Origin of the sequence: Acinetobacter sp. ANC 4169 (assembly GCF_002135355.1) — a bacterium.
Lineage (GTDB): Bacteria > Pseudomonadota > Gammaproteobacteria > Pseudomonadales > Moraxellaceae > Acinetobacter.
The window spans coordinates 1-22,169 of record NZ_NEGE01000016.1 but is presented as its reverse complement, the minus strand read 5'-3'; the positions used below and the strand labels follow the sequence as shown (position 1 = coordinate 22,169).

Annotated in this window: 25 protein-coding genes and 1 pseudogene; 9 read left to right on the top strand and 17 right to left on the bottom strand. The window is 43.3% G+C overall.

The annotated features are described in order from the left end of the window. Positions 1-9: 9 nt before the first annotated feature. Entirely contained in the window at positions 10-714 is a 705-nt protein-coding gene (locus tag B9T26_RS12690; protein WP_086200040.1) for an IS6 family transposase, read from the bottom strand. 78 nt (positions 715-792) lie between these two features. Between B9T26_RS12690 and B9T26_RS12685 the strand changes: the two genes are divergently transcribed. After that, positions 793-1,092, top strand: a complete 300-nt coding sequence (locus B9T26_RS12685; RefSeq protein WP_086200039.1) for a NifB/NifX family molybdenum-iron cluster-binding protein — start codon at positions 793-795, stop codon at positions 1,090-1,092. A gap of 303 nt (positions 1,093-1,395) precedes the next feature. Here B9T26_RS12685 and B9T26_RS12680 read toward each other — a convergent pair whose 3' ends face one another. The 8 genes from B9T26_RS12680 to B9T26_RS12645 form a co-directional block, all read right to left on the bottom strand. Then, entirely contained in the window at positions 1,396-2,139 is a 744-nt protein-coding gene (locus B9T26_RS12680) for an SDR family NAD(P)-dependent oxidoreductase (RefSeq protein WP_086200038.1), read from the bottom strand. A 68-nt stretch (positions 2,140-2,207) separates the two neighbouring features. Further along, positions 2,208-2,828 carry a class I SAM-dependent methyltransferase gene (locus B9T26_RS12675; RefSeq protein ID WP_086200037.1) on the bottom strand — a complete coding sequence of 207 codons (621 nt, stop codon included), beginning with the start codon at positions 2,826-2,828 and terminating at the stop codon, positions 2,208-2,210. A gap of 28 nt (positions 2,829-2,856) precedes the next feature. Next, entirely contained in the window at positions 2,857-3,192 is a 336-nt protein-coding gene (locus tag B9T26_RS12670; protein ID WP_086200036.1) for a carboxymuconolactone decarboxylase family protein, read from the bottom strand. A 49-nt stretch (positions 3,193-3,241) separates the two neighbouring features. After that, on the bottom strand, positions 3,242-3,637 hold the full coding sequence (locus B9T26_RS12665) for a rhodanese-like domain-containing protein (RefSeq protein WP_034430120.1): 396 nt from the start codon (positions 3,635-3,637) through the stop codon (positions 3,242-3,244). 68 nt (positions 3,638-3,705) lie between these two features. Further along, positions 3,706-4,488 (bottom strand): sulfite exporter TauE/SafE family protein, encoded by a 783-nt coding sequence (locus tag B9T26_RS12660; protein WP_086200035.1) that lies wholly within the window; start codon positions 4,486-4,488, stop codon positions 3,706-3,708. A 69-nt stretch (positions 4,489-4,557) separates the two neighbouring features. Beyond that, positions 4,558-5,430, bottom strand: a complete 873-nt coding sequence (locus B9T26_RS12655; protein ID WP_086200034.1) for an MBL fold metallo-hydrolase — start codon at positions 5,428-5,430, stop codon at positions 4,558-4,560. A 2-nt stretch (positions 5,431-5,432) separates the two neighbouring features. After that, on the bottom strand, positions 5,433-5,849 hold the full coding sequence (locus B9T26_RS12650) for a YeeE/YedE family protein (RefSeq protein ID WP_086200033.1): 417 nt from the start codon (positions 5,847-5,849) through the stop codon (positions 5,433-5,435). Position 5,850: 1 nt separating this feature from the next. After that, positions 5,851-6,267, bottom strand: coding sequence for a YeeE/YedE family protein (locus B9T26_RS12645; protein ID WP_005404970.1), 417 nt, complete (start codon positions 6,265-6,267; stop codon positions 5,851-5,853). A gap of 119 nt (positions 6,268-6,386) precedes the next feature. On the opposite strand from B9T26_RS12645, the gene B9T26_RS12640 reads away from it, so the two are divergent. After that, entirely contained in the window at positions 6,387-6,698 is a 312-nt protein-coding gene (locus B9T26_RS12640) for an ArsR/SmtB family transcription factor (RefSeq protein WP_005404971.1), read from the top strand. Between the two features lie 70 nt (positions 6,699-6,768). Here the strand turns inward: B9T26_RS12640 and B9T26_RS12635 are convergent. The 4 genes and pseudogenes from B9T26_RS12635 to B9T26_RS12620 form a co-directional block, all read right to left on the bottom strand. Next, positions 6,769-6,916, bottom strand: a pseudogene (locus B9T26_RS12635) (IS5/IS1182 family transposase); the annotation flags it as partial. A 107-nt stretch (positions 6,917-7,023) separates the two neighbouring features. Next, a complete protein-coding gene (locus B9T26_RS12630) occupies positions 7,024-8,211 on the bottom strand; it encodes an MFS transporter (protein WP_086200032.1) in 1,188 nt (395 codons plus the stop codon). Continuing rightward, on the bottom strand, positions 8,211-8,894 hold the full coding sequence (locus tag B9T26_RS12625; protein WP_086200031.1) for a cupin domain-containing protein: 684 nt from the start codon (positions 8,892-8,894) through the stop codon (positions 8,211-8,213). Before B9T26_RS12625 ends, B9T26_RS12630 begins: the two co-directional genes overlap by 1 nt. Before the next feature lie 68 nt (positions 8,895-8,962). Beyond that, positions 8,963-9,304: a carboxymuconolactone decarboxylase family protein gene (locus tag B9T26_RS12620; RefSeq protein WP_086200030.1), complete on the bottom strand. Its 342-nt coding sequence runs from the start codon at positions 9,302-9,304 to the stop codon at positions 8,963-8,965. A gap of 380 nt (positions 9,305-9,684) precedes the next feature. Between B9T26_RS12620 and gcvA the strand changes: the two genes are divergently transcribed. Continuing rightward, complete coding sequence (gene gcvA / locus B9T26_RS12615) at positions 9,685-10,620, top strand: transcriptional regulator GcvA (protein ID WP_086200029.1); 936 nt, start codon at positions 9,685-9,687, stop codon at positions 10,618-10,620. Between the two features lie 151 nt (positions 10,621-10,771). Here the strand turns inward: gcvA and B9T26_RS12610 are convergent. Beyond that, positions 10,772-12,150, bottom strand: a protein-coding gene (locus B9T26_RS12610; RefSeq protein ID WP_143223025.1) for an IS3 family transposase whose coding sequence is annotated in 2 segments (ribosomal slippage) — positions 10,772-11,676 and positions 11,676-12,150 — 1,380 coding nt in all. Because the reading frame shifts where the segments join, the coding sequence is not laid out codon by codon here. Between the two features lie 324 nt (positions 12,151-12,474). Here B9T26_RS12610 and B9T26_RS12600 point away from each other — a divergent pair. From B9T26_RS12600 to B9T26_RS12580, 5 genes are all read left to right on the top strand, one after another. Next, on the top strand, positions 12,475-13,947 hold the full coding sequence (locus tag B9T26_RS12600) for a hypothetical protein (RefSeq protein ID WP_227518813.1): 1,473 nt from the start codon (positions 12,475-12,477) through the stop codon (positions 13,945-13,947). Positions 13,948-13,991: 44 nt separating this feature from the next. Beyond that, positions 13,992-15,038: an ABC transporter substrate-binding protein gene (locus B9T26_RS12595; protein WP_086200027.1), complete on the top strand. Its 1,047-nt coding sequence runs from the start codon at positions 13,992-13,994 to the stop codon at positions 15,036-15,038. A gap of 234 nt (positions 15,039-15,272) precedes the next feature. Continuing rightward, a complete protein-coding gene (locus B9T26_RS12590; protein ID WP_227518812.1) occupies positions 15,273-15,914 on the top strand; it encodes an ABC transporter permease in 642 nt (213 codons plus the stop codon). Between the two features lie 15 nt (positions 15,915-15,929). Continuing rightward, on the top strand, positions 15,930-16,691 hold the full coding sequence (locus tag B9T26_RS12585; protein ID WP_086200025.1) for an ABC transporter permease: 762 nt from the start codon (positions 15,930-15,932) through the stop codon (positions 16,689-16,691). A 17-nt stretch (positions 16,692-16,708) separates the two neighbouring features. Then, complete coding sequence (locus B9T26_RS12580) at positions 16,709-17,521, top strand: ABC transporter ATP-binding protein (RefSeq protein ID WP_086200024.1); 813 nt, start codon at positions 16,709-16,711, stop codon at positions 17,519-17,521. Between the two features lie 69 nt (positions 17,522-17,590). Here the strand turns inward: B9T26_RS12580 and B9T26_RS12575 are convergent, their stop codons facing one another. From B9T26_RS12575 to B9T26_RS12565, 3 genes are all read right to left on the bottom strand, one after another. Continuing rightward, on the bottom strand, positions 17,591-18,955 hold the full coding sequence (locus B9T26_RS12575) for an LLM class flavin-dependent oxidoreductase (RefSeq protein WP_086200023.1): 1,365 nt from the start codon (positions 18,953-18,955) through the stop codon (positions 17,591-17,593). Between the two features lie 162 nt (positions 18,956-19,117). Beyond that, positions 19,118-20,485, bottom strand: coding sequence for an MATE family efflux transporter (locus B9T26_RS12570; RefSeq protein ID WP_086200022.1), 1,368 nt, complete (start codon positions 20,483-20,485; stop codon positions 19,118-19,120). 120 nt (positions 20,486-20,605) lie between these two features. After that, positions 20,606-21,760, bottom strand: a complete 1,155-nt coding sequence (locus B9T26_RS12565) for a methionine aminotransferase (protein WP_086200021.1) — start codon at positions 21,758-21,760, stop codon at positions 20,606-20,608. Positions 21,761-21,983: 223 nt separating this feature from the next. Between B9T26_RS12565 and B9T26_RS12560 the strand changes: the two genes are divergently transcribed. Continuing rightward, positions 21,984-22,169: hypothetical protein (locus B9T26_RS12560; protein ID WP_143223029.1), on the top strand; the 186-nt coding region annotated here is incomplete at its 3' end.

Genomic DNA, 22,169 nt, shown 5'->3' with positions numbered 1-22,169 from the left:
TAAAATTGCTTAGAGACCGAAAACCCTGTTGATTAGACACACTTCGCCCTGAGGTTGACCATAATAAAATGACGAAGCTTGTCCTTTATGTAGTGCACGCATGACTTCAATGCCTTTAATTGTGGCATATGCCGTCTTCATAGATTTGAATCCTAAAGTAGCCCTGATGATCCGCTTTAGCTTGCCATGATCACATTCAATTAAATTGTTCTTATATTTAATTTGTCGATGTTCAAGGTCGATTGGGCATTTTCCTTCTCGCTTTAACCGTGATAAAGCGTGGCCATAGGTCGCTGCTTTATCTGTATTGATAACACGTGGAATCTGCCATTTTTTCACCGTATTGAAAATCTTTCCTAGAAAACAATAGGCTGATTTACTGTTCCGTCGAGCGGAAAGGTAAAAGTCAATCGTATGACCACGTTGATCAACTGCACGATATAGGTAAGACCATCGCCCATTTACTTTGATATAAGTTTCATCCATATGCCATGAATGTAAATCTGTAGGATTACGCCAATACCAGCGTAACCGTTTTTCCATTTCTGGAGCATAATGCTGAACCCAACGATAAATTGTGGTGTGATCAACATTCACACCTCGTTCAGCAAGCATTTCTTGAAGTTCACGATAACTAATACCGTATTTACAGTACCAACGTACAGCCCAAAGAATGATTTCGCCACGAAAATGCCGACCATGAAATGGATTCATCAACTGTATCTCTGACAAACAAGATATTTAGCTTAGCATGTCAGGCTATTTGCAACAGTGCCGTTTGGAGAAGTCTTTATGGTAATTGTAATCACATCACAGAACCGGCGTCATATTAGTCCACATGCTGGAAAATGCCGAAAATTCTGGAAATATGAGCTCAAAGATGGGGAAGTTATGGACAAACAGCTCATTAAGGTGGAGAAAGAATCGTCATTTTCTCAGTCGGGGGAGGTGCTAGAAAAACTGTTACCTATGGATATGTTTGTAACTACAGGGATGGGGGATAGATTAAGAGAAAAACTCAAAAATATTGGTGTACATGTTATTGTGACTGAGGAAATTGATCCTGATAATTTTATTTATAGTTTACTTTAACTCGCCTATATCTGCACTTTAGTTCAATACTTTAGATTATCTTTTGTGTACGCTTGAATAAAATCCGACCCCAGAGTTAAAGTTATTATTAACTTTTAATAGGAACTTTAACTGATAAAGTACACCTTATCTAACTGCTATTTCAGCAAAAAATTAAATTGCCTAGGCTCGAAATAAGTTGCACGATATTTCATAAAAACGTCTGATTAATTGCATCAGGCGTTTTTTATTTGTAAGACAGATACTTCTAATAAACTCCAAAAGGAAAAACCTTCTCAATCAGAAGGCCTTTCCTAAAATTAACTATTGTGAAGTATAGGAACCATCTACTACATACTGGCTGCCTGTTACAAAGGCTGCATCATCAGAGAGTAAGAAAGCAACGACCTGAGCAACTTCTTCCGGCTGTCCCAAACGCCCAATTGGATGTAATTTTGTTAGTTCAGCTTCATCAAACTCACCAATTAAAGGGGTTTTAATATAACCTGGATGTACAGAGTTAATACGAATACCCTTTTCAGCATATTCTAGCGAAGCTGCTTTAGTAAGCCCGGTTACACCATGCTTAGCTGCCACATAACCAGAAATATTTTTAGTCCCAACTAAACCTAAAATTGATGCTGTATTCACAATTGCACCACCGCCGGCTGCCAATATTGCAGGGATTTGATAATGTAGGCCATAAAAGACCGCATTCAAATTAATATCAATCACACGACGCCAAGCTTCAATACTTAAATTTGCAATTGGCTGAACGTCACCCAATATTCCAGCATTGTTAAAAGCTAAATGAAGGGCACCATACGTGCTAATTGAAAATTCAACCGCTGCTTTCATGTCTTCAGGTTCAGCCGTATTGGCTTTATTCGCAGCCGCTTTACCGCCTAAAGATACAATTTCCTCAGCAACTTTCTGTGCTGCTTCAAAGTTAATATCCGAGACTACAACACTTGCACCCTGCTTCGCTAAAAGCATAGCTGTGCTTTTCCCAATTCCAGAACCCGCACCAGTAACTAGGGCAACTTTATTTTTGAACCGATTTGACATAATAAAACCTCTTTTTTAAAGTACTGCAATGCTGAATATTTGCATCACATTTAAGAATTCACTTGTTTTTACTTCATCACTTGTATCGCAAATTGAATAACATGGCATTTACCACAATGTAATTCTCCCTCCTGTCTTTCTTGCTCTCCAACATAAAAATGATGGATATGATCCTGCTTGAAAACCTGCAAAATATCCCACGGATCGTATAAATATTCGATATTTTTAGGGCCACCAGTTTTATAGTTGATCTGCTCCTTGGAATACAGCTCACCGATAAACCATCCACCGTTGAGCAAGGATTTTCTTATGCCTTCTAAAACCTTTTTTTGTGTTTCTGTATCGAAATGACCAAATACACAGATCACATTTTGATAACATTGGGATGGCCATTGAGCTGTTGTTAAATCAACATTTTTGAGTTCAATGTTTATCCCTTGGGCTTCGGCCTTGCTGGACAGATGCTTCAAAGCAACATCGGAATAATCCCAGACTTCCACTGAAAAAGGGTAACCCTGCTGTCTTGCCCGCTCAGCCAGGTACAGGATATTCCGTCCTTCACCTTCAGCAATTGCCAGTGTTTTACCTTCTATCCGGATTTTGTCCGAAATTTCCTGAATGAAAAGATTTGCTGCTGTGCCATACAGATCTTGCGTCTGGGCATATAATTCATTCCAGTGCTGACTCATTTCAGCCTCCATTTACTAAACGATTCAATCAGCTGGAAAACTCTTTAAATGCCTCTAGGGCATTTGCGGCATACATCAATGAAGGGCCACCACCCATATAGACGGCAACACCTAAAACTTCTTCCAGTTCCTGTAGGGTCATGCCCATTTTGACTAATGTTCTGACATGAAAACCGATACAGCCATCACAACGTGCCGCCACACCAATCGCCAAGGCAATTAACTCCTTGGTTTTCGGATCAATCATGCCATCACGCATAGCAGTCTGAGACAATTGGTTAAAACTTTTCATTAAATCAGGCGAATCCTGACTTAAGGTTCTTAAACTGCCCGAAATGTTCTGGGTTAATTCTTTGTATTTCATTGCTTCACCTCAAATAAAGAAATCAGTATTCATTTATATATTCAATAGCTTATTTTTCTACCGGATAGCCCTGTTCCAGCCAGGCCTGATAACCACCCTGAACCGACTTGACCTGGGTAAAGCCCATATTCTGTAAGGTATCGGTTGCCAGTGCTGAACGTCCACCCGTACCACAGATCAAATAAATCGGCTGATCTTTAAGATGTTCCAGTGCCTGCTGGGTATCACAATAATGACTCGCTAAGGGATGCTGGTGAATTCGCATTTCCAAAATACCACGAGGATAATTCACCGCCCGGTCTATTGCTGCTGCCTGAAATTCATCTGGTTCCCGAACATCGATCAGTATGGTTTTATGGTTTTGCATCGCCTCAAACAATTCATTTACACTGACTTCCTGAATTCGGTTTTTTGCATTCCGGATCAATTGCTCTGCAGTTTTCATCATTTTTCATTCCTCGGCCATACTCAGGTAGATTAAAGCGGTTTAGTTTAAGGACTCAATCGGCTGTTTTAGCCCATGAGCGCTGAATAGATTAAATACATGGCTACCCCAACCACGGTTGTGGCAAATATTTTCTGTACCTTGTTACTGTCAATCCGATGCATCAGACTGCGTCCAATGAACATCCCGACAATACAGGCCAGGACAAAGGTCAATGTGACCGAAACAGGATATTGAAAGCCATCCAGTACGTGTGCAGAAATACTGACCCCACCAATCAGGAAAATAATCATGAGGGAGGTCGCCACGATGCTGCGCATATCGAGATCGGTGAATTTACGCAGGGCTGGAACAATGACAAAACCACCCCCAACGCCAAGCAGACCCGTTAATAAACCTGCCACTACACCAATACCAGCAAGGAAGGAGGCAGTTTTTACATTCCAGATCAGACGGCCGGTTGTTTGATTGACTTTACATGGTGGATTCTCATAGTCATTCACTTTGTTAAAGAATATCCGGTAAGCCACGATCAGCATAACCAGACTAAAAGCCAAGGTTAGCCAGACCGGAGAAACAATATCAGCCAGCTGCACCCCGTAACGTGCTGAAGGAATACTGATAAGAGCGATCCAGAGTGCGGCGCGATATCGCACTATGCGCTTGAATAAACCCTCGAACGTTCCGACCAAGGCTGACAGCGTGACTGCAAGCAATCCCACAGGCGCAGCCTGAGCCACCGTCCAACCCTGACTTGCCATCAGTGCCGGTACAGCCAGGATGCCGCCACCAGCACCGGTTAAACCCAACAGCCCTCCGATGACCAGCCCTTCAAGTATTAATGCCCACATCGCCCCTCTCCCTTATACATAAAAGTGATTAAATAAAAGTTAAACTTTTTGTTTAATCACCACCTAAGCTTATTTGAAGTAGTTAAGAGGTAGCTTGAGGTAAGAAACCCCGTTCTCTTCTGGCTCAGGAAACTGTCCTGCTTTCATATTGATCTGAATTGAGGGCAGAATCAGTTTCGGCATACTGAGTCCTAAGTCCCGCTGATTTCGCATCTGAGCAAATTCAGTTTTACTGACTCCCTCGTGAATATGAATATTCTGTGTTTTCTGAGTCTGGATATCAGTTTCACATACATATGACTCACGTGTTTCAGGTAAATAGTCATGACATAAAAAGACTCGGGTATCTTCCGGTAACTGATACAGACTTTGTACTGAATCAAAAAGTACTTCTGCACTGCCACGCGGAAAATCACAGCGTGCTGTCCCATAATCTGGCATAAACAGCGTATCACCAACAAAGACTGCATCTTCAACCACATAGCTCAGGCAAGCCGGCGTATGCCCCGGTGTTGGGATGTTATAAACATCCAGCTCACCGATTTTGAAATGTTCACCATCTTCAAATAAATGATCGAATGGCTGATTGGCATTCACCTGCTTGATATCCAAGTGATAAATTGCAGCAAAGGTTTCCTGTACCACAGCGATTTTCTGGCTGATTGCAATTTTTCCACCCAGTTTCTGTTTCAGATATTGGGCTGCAGTCAGATGATCTGCATGAACATGGGTTTCCAGAATCCATTCGACAGTTAAACCTTGCTCTTTGATATAGGCAATGATACGGTCTGCCTGTGTGGTTGAAGTGCTTGCAGATGCCGCATCATAATCCAGCACACTGTCAATAATTGCACAGCGCTTTGTGACTGGATCGGATACCACGTAACTGAATGTATTGGTTGCCTCGTCAAAAAAATTCTGTACCAGTGGGTGTTTTGCCATGGTTATTCTCCAGCCCATTTACGGTGCAACAATACGCCAATAAACATCGCGATAATAAAATAGAAGACTTGGTAATGCCCTAGGCCAATCAATGTGAAACTTGGTGCGGGACATACCCCAGCAATCCCCCAACCGATACCAAATAAGAGGCTGCCAATGATTAAGCGTGGGTCAAGTTTTTGACTGGTTGGCAATACAATAGGTTCGTTAAATACGGTTTTCGGTGCTTCAGAACGCATGGCCTTTTGAAATGGAATGAATGCCACAGCAATTGCACCCATCATGACAAAAGCCAGACTGGCATCCCAATCACCAAACAGATCCAGGAAATCCAGCACTTTTTCAGGATTCGACATACCTGAAACCATCAGTCCAACAGAAAAAAGAGCACCAAAAATAAAAGCTAGAATATTTTTCATTTTAAAATGCTCCGGTTACGTGACGAACAAGATAAACAGTGACAAAACCTGCAAACATGAAAATCATGGTGGCTACGATGGAACGTTTAGACAAACGGCTCATCCCGCAGATCCCATGACCACTGGTACAACCCGAACCTAAGCGAGTACCAAAACCAACCAGCAAACCTGCAATAATCATCATGAGTGGGCTTGCATTCAGTTCAATTTCAGGCTGTATAAACAGACCATAAATAAATGGCGTGATAATTAGACCCAATAAAAACCAGATCGCAGGTGTTTTAAACACCGTCTGTGGATTTAGTACTTGTCCGATCAATCCACTGATGCCTGCAATGCGACCATGCACATAAAGATAACCTACGACCGAAATACCGAGCATCAAGCCGCCTAGAAAAGCAATCAGAAAGTCATGCATAGCGAGTTTACTTCTTTACAATATATTTTTTTATAATATATAATACTAAATATTAATCAAGTCCCTTGTGATATTATTCTGTAACTAATTTTCAATATATCGGATTGAAGGATATTGTAATGAATACTGTAGTTAGTCAGGCTAAAATTGATTTTTCAGAAGCAGACCGAGTGACTGGCTGTTTAAAAGTCTTGTCCAATCCTGACCGTCTAAAAATTCTCTGTGTTTTAGTGGATGGTGAACTCAATGTGCAACAAATTGAGGATGGCACTGATATTCATCAACCCACCCTATCGCAACAACTGGCTGTACTGCGTAAAAGCAATATGGTGAGTACCCGTCGTGAAGGTAAACAGATTTTCTATCAGGTTGCTGATCCTAAAGTTCTTACGCTTATGCAAACCTTGCATCAATTATACTGTGCTGCTTAAGCCTCTTTTTCACTCTAGCTGGCTTTGTTGCACAAAGGTTTAAAAGATAGATACCCTAAAAGATCCAAATTTAAGATACAACTTGGGTATGAGGGCGACCTAGTTCAATGAATTTATTCAAGACAAGAAGCATGAATCTCATTCACCTGACGATGAAAGTACCTTGCCGTTAATTTATCTTCTAATAATTTGATGCAATACATCTTGGTTTCGACCAATTTATCAAAAGTCATATTGTTTTTTTCAGCATACTTTTTGAAACACCACCTATATCAATTGTAGATATGCCATGAAATATGAATGGATATATTATTCCTTCCAGACGTTAGGTCTTTTTTGCAGTTTTTTTATGCAGCCATAACAATGATAAAGCTGAGAGCATGACCCAAGGTACGAGAGCAATATTCATGGTGTACCATCCAAAAATATCAACTAAAGCTCCGGCACTGAAAGAGCAGGCCAAACCTATAATAAAGACAGTCATATCATTTATCGCTTGGGCTTTCGCTTTCTCAACTACTGTATACGTTCCAGTAAGCAATGCAGTACTACCGATAAACAGAAAATTCCATCCAACTCCCAATATAATGAGTGAAACTGCGAATGAAAAAAAATGTGTACCTGATAAAGCAGATGTGATGTAGCAGGCAAATAATAAAAGACCTGCAAACATAATTTTGAGAGTTCCAAAGCGTGAAATTAGATTACCGGTAAAAAATGAAGGGAGAAACATTCCTAACACATGCAACTGAATCACTGTCGCAATAGAGCCTAGCTCATGATGAACATGTCGCATGGCAATAGGTGTAGCAGTCATCCCTAAAATCATAATGCCATAACCTGTTACTGAACCAAACAATGCAACTAAATAGGCGGGCTGAAAAACAATCTGATGCCAAGGCCTTCCAGCACTAAAACTCGTTTTTACTTCTAATTTATTAGGAATATTCAGACCGGATAAAATTCCAATTGCCAGTAGAGAAACAATAGCAATCATTAAAAAAGACCCGGCATATTCTAAATGAATAAATAAAGGACCACCGAAGTGCGCGAGTGTGGGGCCAATAAGAGCAGCAACTACACCACCTGCCATCACAAAGGAGATAGCTCTTGACCGGAATGCATCATCAGCAACTTCACTAGCAGCAAAGCGATAAAACTGGGCAAATGATTGATAAATACCGATGCAGAAAGTCCCTGATGCCAAAAGAAAAAGTGAGTTATAAAAAACACCAATCGCGGCGATGATACCTCCCGATACACCAAATAATGCCCCGCAAAGAAAACCATTACGTCTTCCTACACGAGCCATCCATATTGATGCAGGAAACATCATGATCGCTGTCCCTAAGAACATAGAAGCGATTGGCAATGTTGCAAGCATAGGAGTATTTGCAATATTTGCACCTGCCAGACCACCAATAGTCATCACTATAACTGAAACAGTTTGGAATAGGGCTTGCGAGCTCGCCAAGATAAGGACTTGACGATGCATAGCATTCTGAATGCGCATTACTGTCTGTTTCCCCATACATTCATAGCATATTGCAGATGTCCAGTTTTTACATAAAGTCTAGCACCTGATTGACCTGCATGAAATTTAACACTGCTATGGATGGGCATACGGATCCATGATCCCGCAGGGTATATTTCAGTGCCACAAAACAACTGACCTTGGATGATGAAAATCTCAATCCCTTGTTCTGATTGCTCATTGAAAATTTGATCAGGCTTTAGCTTTTCTAAATAGGTCTGCTCATGTTCAGATTGAAATAAAGGGCATATCATCCTATCTTTGATAAGCATCCAATTCGCTGGATCATTGGTATTAATCCGGGTAGGTTCACTCTCGTTTTCAGTCATTTGCATCAATTTGACAAAGATTAAACAGCCTGCCTGACTGGAGACTCGATGAGTTGAACGATGGGGATTACGTAAATACCAGCCTTTAGAATAATCCTCTGTAGCATTCTCAGTAAAAGTGCCGGACAAGATCAGTACTTCTTCACCCAAATGATGCTCATGTTGGGGGAAGGCAGATTTTTGTGCATATTTTACTAAACTCGTTGCACGTGCTTTTTCAGTACCAATACGGTCAAGCATCATCCGATCGACTTCACCTCCTGGAGATTTTACCCAATGATAATCCTCTGGCTTGATGATGGCGGTTTGTGAAAAGTCGGCATGAATCAACATGAATGCTATCCTAAAATGAATAAACCTACGCATTTTAATGAAAATGCATAGGTTTATTTTAAGCTATATTAACGTTTAGGGAGATTATCGACGGCTTCTAGCACACGTGCGGAATACGTTAAAGCTGCTCCAGCATTTAGTGTAATTGCAACAGATAATGCCTCTGCAATTTCTTCTCTACTTACACCTAACTCACTTGCTTTTTTGGCATGAACGGCAATACATCCGTCACAACGTGTCGTAACAGCAACTGCCAAGGCAATCAGTTCATGAACTTTAGCATCCAATTTCCCAATTTTACTCGTACCGGCATCCATGGCGGATAAGCCACTCATTGTATCAGGTGCGAGGGCGGCATAATCCGCAATTTGTTTCAGTATTGAAATACGATAATTATTCCAGTCTTGCATAGGGGGTCTCTTAAGATGTCTGTGAAAATCAATGGTAGACAGATCTGTATCTAGCAATTGCATCGTTATTGAAAGACAGACTTGTGGGGTAATCAATGAAGTATTCAGTGAGTTTCAAAAATTACAAAGCCACATCTACTGTTTCAACATGATGCTCTCAGAAAAATCTTGAAAGTCGAATAAATTTTCTTTAATCATTTATCAGAACCTATATGGTTGTATCTCTTAAAGAAAGTCTATTCATGGATCAATTAATTTAAATTGAAAACATCCTTTAAAAGTAGTCTTTGTCAATAACTTATAAATTATTCTAGAGATAGAATTCATACTAAACAAATGAGATAATCTAACTTAAGTTAAAAGAAAATCTTTGCTGTAATATGAATACACCAGTTTTTCTCAATGCATTAAAAGCCTTTGAGGCCAGTGCAAGACATCAGAGTTTTTCTGCTGCTGCAAAAGAATTAAATGTGACGCCTGCGGCAGTAGGGCAATTGGTTCGAGGTTTAGAAGACTATTTAGGAACTCGTCTTTTTCATCGGCAGCAAACCGGTAAAAATCGGCTGATCCCAACTGAATTGGCTGAATCTGTATTGCCTGATATTAGAGGAGGATTTGATAAGCTAACCTTAGGCTTAGAAAAATTAAAAAAGGGGGTATCTTCGGGCATCTTGACCATAACGGTCAGTCCTGCATTCGCAGCTAAATGGTTATTACCCAGAATTGATCAATTTCAAATGGCCTATCCTGATACCGATGTGCGTTTGGATACTAATCTAAAACTTGTTGATTTTTTGGCAAATGGAATCGATATTGGCGTGCGCTATGGGAGTGGAAGCTGGTCTGGACTTGTCGCTGAAAAATTAATGGAAGAAGAAACTTTTCCCGTCTGTTCACCAACTTTTTATAAAGCGCATTTACAGAAACTGCAATCTCCTCAGGGATTATTAACTTTACCTTTGATTCATGACCTTTCAATGGATCACTATTCTGGTTTCACTACTTGGGATAAATGGCTACATTTTCATCAAATCACTAGTGAGAATAATCAATGGGGTCTTAAAATCAATAATTCAGCTTCTGTATTACAAGCTGCAATTAATGGTCAAGGAGTAGCACTTGCTAGAAGCGTCATGGCAAATGATGATTTAAAAGCAGGGCGTCTAATTCGCCTATATCCGAAAATAAAATGTCCCTCAAGCTTGGCCTATTATGTTGTGTATAGAGAAGAATGTAGGACTTTACCTAAGCTGATAGCGTTTAAAGAGTGGTTAATACAACAGGCTAAGCAAGCAGATATTTTAGATATAATCTAATAGTTCATTGATGGTAAGCTGGGAAATGGGCGCTGGGAAGTAAGAACTGACTGTTTGCTGGCTCAACCAATGATACTGCCTAGTAATTACGATATCCAGATAATAAAAAAACCCGGCATCCTGATCTGACCCCCAAAAGTTAGACAGTAAGTTAGGCAATTTCTAAGGACTGATTTCTGTATTCTACAGGGGTCAGTCCTTTCAATTTAACCTTGATTCTTTCATGATTGTAATAGTGAATATATTCTTTCACTTTTTGCTCCAATTCATCAACTGATTTAAATTCTTCTCCATAGAAACATTCAGATTTAAGTATTCCAAAGAAGCTCTCCATAGCAGCATTATCTAAACAATTCCCCTTACGTGACATACTTTGGGTGAGCCCTCGTTCTGCTAACTGTTTCTGGTAAAATCTCATTTGATATTGCCAACCTTGATCAGAATGGATCATTGGCTTCTCATTTAGGTTGAGTGTCTCTATAGCCTCTTTAAGCATATCTTTGACTAGTCCGAATACTGGTCTACGTTCCATTTGAAATGCAATAATTTCACCGTTAAATAAGTCCATGACGGGAGATAGGTAAAGCTTGTCCCCCCGAATATTAAATTCAGTCACATCAGTAACCCATTTTTGATTAGGTCGCTCAGCCTTGAATTGACGCTGCAATACATTGTTTGCAATTTTACCTACTTGCCCTTTATACGAACGGTATTTCACAACCCTAATACGTGATTTAAGCTTCATAGATATCATCAATCGCTGTACACACTTATGGTTCACGATCAAACCTGTATTTCTCAATGCAAGCGTAATCCTGCGATACCCATAACGCCCTTTATGCTGATGATAGATCACTTTGATTTGCTGTTTTAAATCACTGTATTTATCATTGATTTTTGATGATTTCTGATGATAAAAATAGGTACTACGCGCCATCTTGGCTGCACATAGCACATGCTTTAGTGGGTAGTTTTGCCTTAATTCAGATATGAATCTTGCAGCCGTTGCTGTTCGACTTTTTCCTGTTCTTTCTGCTTCTGAATCAAGGCTCTCCGCTTTTTTAGGAAAGCAACTTCAGCACGTAGATATGCCAACTCCTCAAGCAGTTCCTCATGGGTTTTATCCTGATCTGCTTGAGTATATTGAGCTCTCGTTATCTTTGGCTTTAGCATGCTTTTGGGCCGTCCTCTAGCTTTCGTTTTCAAGCCATCTATACCGTTTTCTTTATATTTTTTCAACCAATCTCTTAACGTGCTTGTTTCTTTAATATGAAAGCGTTGCATCGTTTCTCTTAATGAAGCTCCTTCCTCACATATTGCTTTAACAACTTGATATTTAAATTCAACCGTGAAAGTTGTTTTAGATCTTCTGAGTTCTAAGCCTGCCATGCCATAAAGTTTAAATGCTTTACTCCACTTTTGAACATCTGATCTATGAACATTAAAAATTTGACCTGTTACAGAGTCGCCATGACCAGACAAGTAATGCTCCACAACTTTTAATTTAAATTCTTGAGAATATTTAGCCATTAAAAAGCACCCTTCAAATTAGACTAAGAGTGTCCAACTTTCGGGGTGCAGATTATCCTGCCAGGTTTTTTTATTGGAACTTTAGGTCTCTGCGTGCTTGTGGTTGTCTTATTTGGCCCCATCCTGGTGCTCATTCTTTGTAATTTTAAGGAACATCCTGTTCCTGACAACTTAATAATATGAAAATTCTACTATTCCGAATAGCAGCAAAGCACCGGAATTGATGTAAGCCAAAGCTTACAAAACAGCCTAAATTTTATCCATAATAAATGTGGATGGGATTCATCTGCTGTATCTCGAAATAAATAAGATATTTAGCTTATCATGTCAGCCTATTTGCAACAGTGCCTTTTAACTCTGCTGAGCGCCAGCATTGCCATCAGTCACGCAGACAGCAACGTTGCACAATTGCAGCAGCAGGTCAGCCAGCTGGAGCAGTCGTTAACACAATTAAAAAGCGAGTTGAACCGTATTCAAGGCAGCAGTCAAAGTGCTGGTGCGGCCCATGCCGATGCTGGGGAAGAGGGGGAGGATACCGATGCAGCGGATGATCAAAGCTATGTGACCCGTGCGGAACTGCAAGGCATTCAAAGCGATGTTGAAAACTATAAATATCAGGTACAGCGTGAGCGTGATACTAAAACGGCGCTGTCGACCCGTCAATTGCTGATTAACGGCGTAGTGCAGGCCAAAGCGTCTTATATTGATGAGCCGCAAATCACCCTGCCTGCAGATAAGACAGGCAGTACTGCCGTGAATCACCGCCGTTCGTCTTTTGATTTGGGCGCGGTGCAGATCGGTTTTGCCGGCAATCTGTTTAAAGATTATGAACAAGGCAAGAACCTCGATTTTAACCTGCGTTTTGGCACTTCGCCGCAAACCGGCACCAACAACAGCTATTTGAATTTGCTCGATGCGCAGCTGATTTATAACGTGTTGCCGACCTTAAGTGCAGATACAGGACGCCTTTCAGTGACTTTTGGCCAGCAGCTGCTGCCCTTCGGTCAGGAAGTTCAGGCCACTGAAGACCTCAAGCCAACCATCAACAATGCGCTGTTCAGCTTGCCCGGTTATGGCTATGGCTTGGCGCTGCGCGAAGTCGGTTTGATTGTGCGCGGCGATGCTTTGCCAACGGTAGATTATGGCTATAACTACCGCTCACCGATGATCAGCTATGCCTTCGGGATTGTGAACGGCAACGGTGCCAACAAATCCGATGACAACGACGACAAGAATTTTATTGGCCGGCTGCGCTATACCTTACCGGCACAATACAACTCTTGGCTGCGTGAGCTGAGCTTTGGCGTGTCGTGGTATCAGGGTCGTAGCAACCTATTTGATACTTCCGGCGCTTTGGCTTCTTTCGCCGGTAAAGGCGATGTACTGCGTAAAGGCTTCGATATTTACTACAACCATCATCCTTTTGGCGTGACTTATGAATATGTGCAGGGTGAGGATGATACCTACCGCAATCAGACCGCATCGGTCTATAAGCGCGAAAGTGAATCGCATACCGGCACGCTGTTCTGGAATTTCGGCGAGCAGTTTGTCAAAGGTTTCCGCAATCAGGGGCGCTATGACGATTGGTGGCCGAAGTCCTATCAGACTTTTTACCGTTTCGACAGCATCGACCGCGATAAAAATGCAGCCAATCAAAGCATTGATATTCACAGCATTGGCCTGAACGCTTTTTTTGCGGAAACCACCAAGTTCCAGATTAACTTGAACCATGTCAATAACGAATTGATCAGCAAAAACTATAACGAGCTGGTCGCGCAGTTCCAGTACGGCTTCTAAGCCCCCTAATTATATAAATGTACATAAATGCAGAGGTAAACCGAATGTCTAGATGGACTAAAATTTTATTCAGCAGCGTGATCGCTGTATCCACTCTTGTGCCGGCAGTACAGGCCTTTGCAGAGGCGAAACCGTCCGTAATCCGCTTGGCTTCGCCCTATGTCGGCACCGGCAACCGCCCCGTCGGCTATGGCAGCTACTATGCAACCACGCAAACCTTAGGCCTGCTGGAAAAAGAATTCCAAAAAGACGGCATTAAGGTGCAGTGGAACAATTTTAAAGGCGCAGGCCCCGCTATCAATGAATCCTATGCCAATGGCTTGGTGGATATTACCTGGCTGGGTGATTTACCCACACTGATCGGCAAAGCCAGCCGTTTGGATACCAAGTTGATTGCGGTAGGCGGCACGCATGACAACACCTATCTGGCTGTACCACCGGGCTCACCGGCCAAATCATGGGCCGATTTAAAAGGCAAGCGCATCGGTTTCTACCGCGGCACCAGCATTCACTTGGCACTGTATCAAATCATTAAAAAATACGGTTTCACTGAAAAAGACTTCCGTTTTGTCAATGTCGATGGCCCGGTCGGTTATGCCGCGCTGGCCAGCGGTGACTTGGATGCAATTTTCAGCAACCAGTCTTTGTTTCCAGTGGTCGACCGCGGCGTGGCCAAGATTATCTACAGTTCGAAAAAAGAGTCGACTGCTCTGCAAAGTTCAGGCTATCTCTTGGTGAATTCTAAGTTCGAACAGAAATATCCGGAAACGGTGCAGCGCGTGGTGAATGTGCTGGTGAAACAGGCGGCATGGGAATCTGAGCAGAAAAACCGCGAAGCGCTGTTTAAAATCTGGTCGAAGTCTGGGCTGTCATACAACACCTTTGTCCGCGCCAATGACGGTGTGGATTTGAAGAACCACAGCTCTCCCATTTTTGATGCGGCCAGTATTTCCCTGATCAAGCAGAAACTAAAAGCGGGACAGGACTTGAAGCTAATCCGCGGCAATATTGATGTCGATCAATGGGTCGAGCCGAAATATGTCAATAACGCAGTCAAAAGCCTGAATCTGCAAGCTTACTGGGGCAAATAAGCCCGCAGCGGCTGAGGGGGAGTGACGATGCTCAAACATATTGAATTGGATGCATCTAAGGATAGCTTGACTCAGGCGGTAACGCCTGCGGTCAAAGATTGGCGCCATTTTTTAAAACACAGCAGCGCGCTGCGCTGGGCTGCAGGCCTGATTTTTCCGCTAGCGCTACTGTATCTGTGGCATATCGCCTCATTGCACAACTGGGTCAATCCGCTGCTGCTGCCGGGGCCGGACTTGGTCTGGACGGCCCTGAAAGACTTATACAGCAGCGGTGAGCTGTGGAGCAATCTGCGGGTCAGCTTGAGCCGCATCGGTTACGGTTTTTCAGCCGGCATCATCCTGGCGCTGGCTTTGGGGCTGACCATGGGGTTGTCACGCAGCGCGGAAGCGTATCTTTGGCCGACTTTTAAAGTGATCAATTTGGTGCCGGTGGTGGGCTGGATTCCACTGCTAATCTTGCTGGTCGGTATTGATGAAGCCCTGAAAATTATTCTGATTGCCAAAGCCGCGCTGGTGCCGATGACCATTAATGTGTTCAAAGGGGTGCGCAATATTCCACAGCAACTGACAGAAGTCGCTGATGTCTATCAATTGGGTGCATGGTCGAAATTTAAAAACCTGGTTTTGCCCGGCGCCTTTCTCAGTTTCATTGGCGGGCTGCGCCTGTCTTTGGCCAGCGCTTGGGGCGCTTTGGTGGCGGTGGAATTGCTGGCCTCCAGTGAAGGCATTGGCTATGTCATGGTCTATGGCCGACAGATTTTCCAGCTGGATGTGGTGCTGGCAACGGTCATTGTGATTGGCCTGGTCGGATTTGTTTTTGATGTGCTGATCCGCCTGCTGCAGAAACAGTTCAGTGGCTGGAATCAGGCGAAATAATCGGGGAAATGAAGCATGAAAAAATATGATTTTCGAGGTGCAGTCCTTCCTGTTGTGTTGTTGGTACTGTGGTATGCGGTAACGGCCTTGCATTGGATTGATGCGGCGCTGCTGCCGGCGCCATCAGCGGTATGGGCAGAACTGGTACAGGCAGTGCAGAAAGGTGAGCTGTATGAAAATGTACTGTCCAGCCTGCTGCGCAATACTTCCGGTTTTTTGATTGGCGGAGGGCTGGGTGCTTTGGCTGGGCTGGCGCTGGGACTGAATCACTGGGCCGACCGGATTTTTGCACCGACATTGAATGCGGTGAAGCATGTGGCGGTATTCGCTTGGATTCCGCTGATGATTATGTGGTTTGGCAATGGTGAAGTATCCAAAGTGATTTTTATCGCCTTGGTGGTGTTCTATCCGGTGTTCTTTAATACCTATGACGGCGTGAAGAATGTGCCGGAGAAAGTCAAAGAAGTGGCGCAGATTTTCCAGCTCAGCCGCCTGCAACGCTTTTTCAAAGTGATTTTGCCGGCAGCTGCGCCGAGCATTTTTGCCGGTTTGAATATCGCCTTAGTATTTTCATGGGTGGCGACAGTGGGCGCCGAGTATTTCTTTGTAGCGGCGCCGGGCGTGGTCAATCCGATTCTGGACGGGCAGAACCTGTTCCAGATGGAAGTGGTGATTTACGGCATGGTGATTATTGGTGCTGTCGGCTTGGTGTTTTCCAAAGCGGCGCAGTATTTTGAAAATTACAACTTGCGCTGGCGTCAGGGCACACATAAATAAAAAAACAGGAATAAATCATGAATCAAGCAGTTGAAATTAGCGGCCAAGTGCAGATCCAGCATCTGGACAAATCTTTTCCCAAAGACGGTACGGTCTTAAAAGTCTTAGAACAGATTAATTTAGATATCCATCCGGGTGAATTTATCAGTATTGTCGGCAGCAGTGGCTGCGGAAAATCAACCCTGCTGCGCCTGCTGGTGGGGCTGGATGCAGAATTTCAGGGCAAAATCTTGATTGATGGCCAGCCAGTCAAAGGCACCAGCCTAGACCGCGGCATTGTCTTTCAGGATCACCGCTTGTTTCCGTGGCTGAATGTCGAGCAAAACGTTGCGCTGGCGCTGGAAAAGAGTCCGCTGGCTAAAGCTGAAAAGCAGGAATTGATCGATTATCATTTGGAACTGGTACAGCTCAGCGCTTTTAAGAAGGCTTATCCCAGCCAGCTGTCCGGCGGCATGAGCCAGCGCGTCGCGATTGCGCGCAGTCTCGTGAATCGGCCGCAGATTTTACTGCTGGATGAGCCATTCGGCGCTTTGGATGCCTTGACCCGAGCCAACCTGCAGCAGGAATTGCAGCGGATTTGGCAGACTGAAAAAATCACCAGCATTTTAGTCACTCATGATGTGGAAGAAGCGGTATTGCTCGGTGACCGGGTGGTGGTCATGGAGCCGCATCCGGGGCGGATTAAGCGTATTGTACATGTCGATTTGGAGCGTCCGCGCAAGCGTGAAGACTTCCGTTTGGCTGCTATTAAAAATAACATTTTGCAAGACTTTCAGGATGTTCAGGACAGCCTGCCACATGAGCTGGAGCAGTTTAAACTGGCATGGTAATACGATATATCAAACTGAGATGAGCCATTAAAAAGCCCGCATCATGCAGGCTTTTTTTATTCATACTTGTTATGATGCCTGCGTTTGTTGTCGAGCCAGTACATACTGGTTTTCAGGGCGTTTTAAACCTAAGTTTTCACGCAAAGTCGTGCCTTCATATTCGGTACGGAACAGGCCACGGCGTTGCAGCTCAGGAACAATAAATTCTACAAAATCATTCAGGCCTGCCGGGGTCGAAGGTGGTAATACATTAAAACCATCTGCTGCTGCATTTTCAAACCAGTTTTGCAACTGATCTACCACTTGTTCCGGCGTACCAATGAGCGTCCAGTGACCGCGTGCAGAGGCAATATATTCATATAGTTGTCGGATAGTGAAATTATGCTTTTGGGCAATCTCAATCATCATTTGCTGACGGCTAGACTTGATCTCAATATCTTCTATAGGGAATGGTGCATCCAGATCAAATTTTGAAAGATCAATATGACCAGCCAAACCAGAAAGTAAGCCTAAACCAACATCAGGATGAATCAAGCTATTTAGCAATTCATATTTTTCTTGCGCTTCCTGTTCAGTCTTAGCGACAAAAACCGATACGCCCGGCATCACTTTCAGGTCATCAGCCTGACGGCCATATTTAGCTAAACGGGATTTAACATCGCGGTAGAAGGCTTGGGCATCGCTCAGGTCTTGCTGGGCAGTGAAAATCACTTCGGCATATTTTGCAGCCAGTTCCCGACCATCTTCAGACTGACCGGCTTGCACAATCACCGGATAACCTTGCGGCGGACGGGACACATTCAGTGCACCCTGCACATGAAAATATTTACCTGCATGCAAGGGTTCGTGTTGTTTGCTGGCATCAAAAAATTGACCGCTGTGCTTGTCATAAAGGAAAGCATCATCTTCCCAGGAATCCCAAAGTTTTTGCGTCACTTCAATAAATTCATCCGCGCGTTCATAACGGACTTTGGCATCCGGGTGTGCACTAAAACCAAAGTTACGCGCAGTATCAGCCGAAATGGTGGTCACGACATTCCACGCTGCACGCCCTTTAGAAATATGATCTAAAGAGGCATATTTACGTGCCAAAAGGTAAGGTTCTTCATAGGTAGTGGAGGCTGTAGCAATAAAACCGATATTTTTGGTTACGGCAGAAATAGCAGCAAATAAAGTCACCGGTTCAAAGCCAACCACCTTGTCGCTATAGCCGATACTTTGTTTGTGTTTGGAAGCACCATGACTCCAGTTCACCGATAAGCCATCAGCCAGAAAGTAGGCATCAAATAAGCCTTGTTCGGCTGTTTTTGCCAGTTCTATGGCGTAATCAACACTTAAATGATCTTGTGGACGAGACTGTGGATGACGCCAACCTGCAGCATGCTGTGAAGTGGTTGGAATAAAAGCACCCAGTTTAATTTGTCGTTTAGCCATGCTGATCCCTTGTTATCATCATTCATTTTCAACAGGTTTATAACAAGGAAAAACATGCTTGAAAAATACGATAAAATTAAATCCTTATCACCTATATGGGATAAGGAAAAGGATTCTATTTCTCAAGCATTGCAGTAGGTCTTTTTTAAATCAGTGAGCGGTTTAAATAAGGGTAGTTACGGTCTTTTTCTTCCAGACCAACTGATAATAAACAGCCTGCAAAATACACAAGCAGACAAACGCCAGCGCATAGGCATACCAAATGCCTTGCAAGCCCCACCAGTAACTGAACAGGTAAGCACAAGGCACTTCAATCAATAAAATTGCGCCGATATTAATCAGCATGGGGATCGTGACCGTACCGCTGGCACGCATGATGGAAGCAAAAATGGCACTGGCACCAAAGAACAGGATTGACCACAGTACAATAAACAATAATTGCTGCCCCAGTACAACCACTGTTGGGTCGGTAATAAACAACGCCATCAGATATTTGGAAAACAGATAAGCCAAAGCCACCAATCCACCGGTGATAACGATATTCATACCCAGTGCGGTACGGGTAACTTTATTGAGCAGATCCGATTTTCCGGCACCAATGGCCTGGGCTGCAAAAATGGAAGCGGCAATCGAAATGGACAGGGCTGGAAATTGAATGTAATTCAGCACCTGATTGACTGCACCATAGGCTGCGGTTGCATGTGAACCATGACGGTTGACCAGCCCGACAATGACCAGGCCGGCAACGGAGGTTGTCACCATCTGCACACCAGTAGGAATACCCAAACGCAGAATAATTTTACTCAGTTCAGGGTGATGGCGGATATGGCTAAGCAAATGACGGTCAAGCTTAAGCGGGTGATCTTTTTTATTCAAATATATGGGCAAAAAGATCAGTACTGCCAGATAACCGATTGCGGTAGCAATCGCCGGCGCAATAATGCCCATTTTCGGAAAGCCAAAATAACCTGCAATCAGCACAGGCGTAACGAAAAGACCAATCACAATAGTCATGCCTGAGACAATCAGTGGTGTGGTACTGTCACCGACGCCACGTAAAATGGAGGTGTAAATAATATAAATAAATAGTAAGGGACTACTGGCCAGCATCCACTGTACATAAGGCAGCGACAGATGCATGACATCCGGATCAGTCCCTAAGGCAAGTAAAATAGGCCTGGAAAAAAGCACGCCAAACAGGGCGATGACACTGCCGCCGATTAAGGTCATAAACAGGGTAGAACCGACCACACAGCGCACTTTTTCAATATTTTGTGCTCCCCAGGCCTGTCCAACCAATACGGTGGCACCGGAGGACAGTCCAATCACAAAAGCCAGCAGGCAGAACAAAATCGGAAAGAATACTGCCACCGCTGCAATTGCATTGACCCCCATCATTTGTCCAACAAAAATGGTGTTAATCGTTCCGGACAGGTTTTGCAGAATATTGGTCGCAATCAACGGCAACAGGAAAATTAAAAAAGTTTTCCATAATTTCTGCTGGTTGACCAGGGGTTGATGATGAGGCATGGAACGTCCTGTGAATATATTTTTATCATTTTCAGATTTAAAGTCACACTATCCGAGTTAGCTTAAAAAAGCCTTAGTTGTTAGGTAACTAAGGCTAAAGTTCATGAATAAATCATGAACTTAAACTGCAGATAGAATGGCCGAGGCCTGTTCTAGGGTTTCATCTTTTTTAGCAAAACAGAAACGGATTAAACGTAAATTTTCCGGGGCTTGTTGATAAAAAACCGAAACCGGAATGGCAACAATGCCATGATGTTCCGCCAGAAATTTACACATCTCGACATCATCCAGATCGGGACGAATCGCACTGTAATTCAGGTTTTGAAAATAGGTGCCCTGTGAAGGGGTAAAATGAAAGCGCGAGTTACGCAGGCCTGAATTAAACAGGTCACGCTTTTCCTGATAAAATTCTGTAAGTCCTTCAATATGTTCAGGATGCTGCTGCATAAAAGTGGCCAAGGCCATTTGGATCGGTGTTACGCCGCAGAAACTGACAAACTGGTAAATCTGGCGAAACAGTTTCATCAGTTCAGGTGAGGCAATGCAGTAACCGGTTTTCCAGCCGGTAACATGGAAGGTTTTACCAAATGAACCGACGACAATGCTACGATCGCGCAATTCAGGGAAAGACAGCGCTGAAGAGTGCTTTTGACCATCGTAAACCAGATGTTCATAGACTTCATCTGACAGTACAACGATGTTTTTATCCCGGATCAGTTCAATTAAATTTAACCAGTCCTGACCTGACCAGATGGCACCGCTTGGATTGTGCGGCGTATTCACAATGATCATCCGGGTTCTATCATTGATGGCATCTTTAACCCGGTTCCAGTCCACTGAAAATTGTGGTGCAGTCAAAGCAATATGAATGGCTTTGCCACCAACCAGTTGTACGCTCGGCCCATAACTGTCATAGCAGGGATCGAAAATGATGACTTCATCACCGGCATGAATCAGCGCTTGAATGGCAACAAAAATAGCAATCGTGGCCCCAGGCGTGATGGTGATTTCAGTCAGTGGATCAATCACCAATTGATCGCGTTTTAAAAATTGTTGGGCCACCTGTTCACGCAGTGAAATCAGACCATCACTGGGTGCATATTGGTTAAAACCATCTAGAGTCGCCTGGCTTAAGGCTTTGAGTAGCGCGGGTGGTGCGGCAAAGTCGGGAAAACCTTGGGAAAGATTTAAGGCATTTAGGCGATGTGCCATGGCAGTCATCACGCTGAAAATGGTGACACCCTGTGCCGGTAGTTTGGAATGAATGTCAATCATGACCCGAACTCTTCAATATTCTTATGCTTTTCAGTGTAACAGCAAGCGCAGCACAGCAGAATAAAAGGATGGGCTTAATCTCTGCACATTTTTATCTAATTTCATCCATTTAACTGAATTGCACCGATGGATAAAATTAACAAAAAACCTACTGGACTAAAAAAACAACATTTTCTAGAATGCGTTTCAAATTAAAATAATCCTATAAAAATAATAAATCATGATGTTTAAAAATATCCATACGCTGATGGACAGTATGGGCTTGAGTTTGCAAAAGCGCGCCCTGCACATCCAGTTTTCCAATGAATTGCTGAATTCTCAGGTCTTTATACAACGCATTGAAGGGCAACATCGCATCAATCAGGGCTTAAAAGCTGAACTGATGTGCCTGTCGACCCATGCCCATATT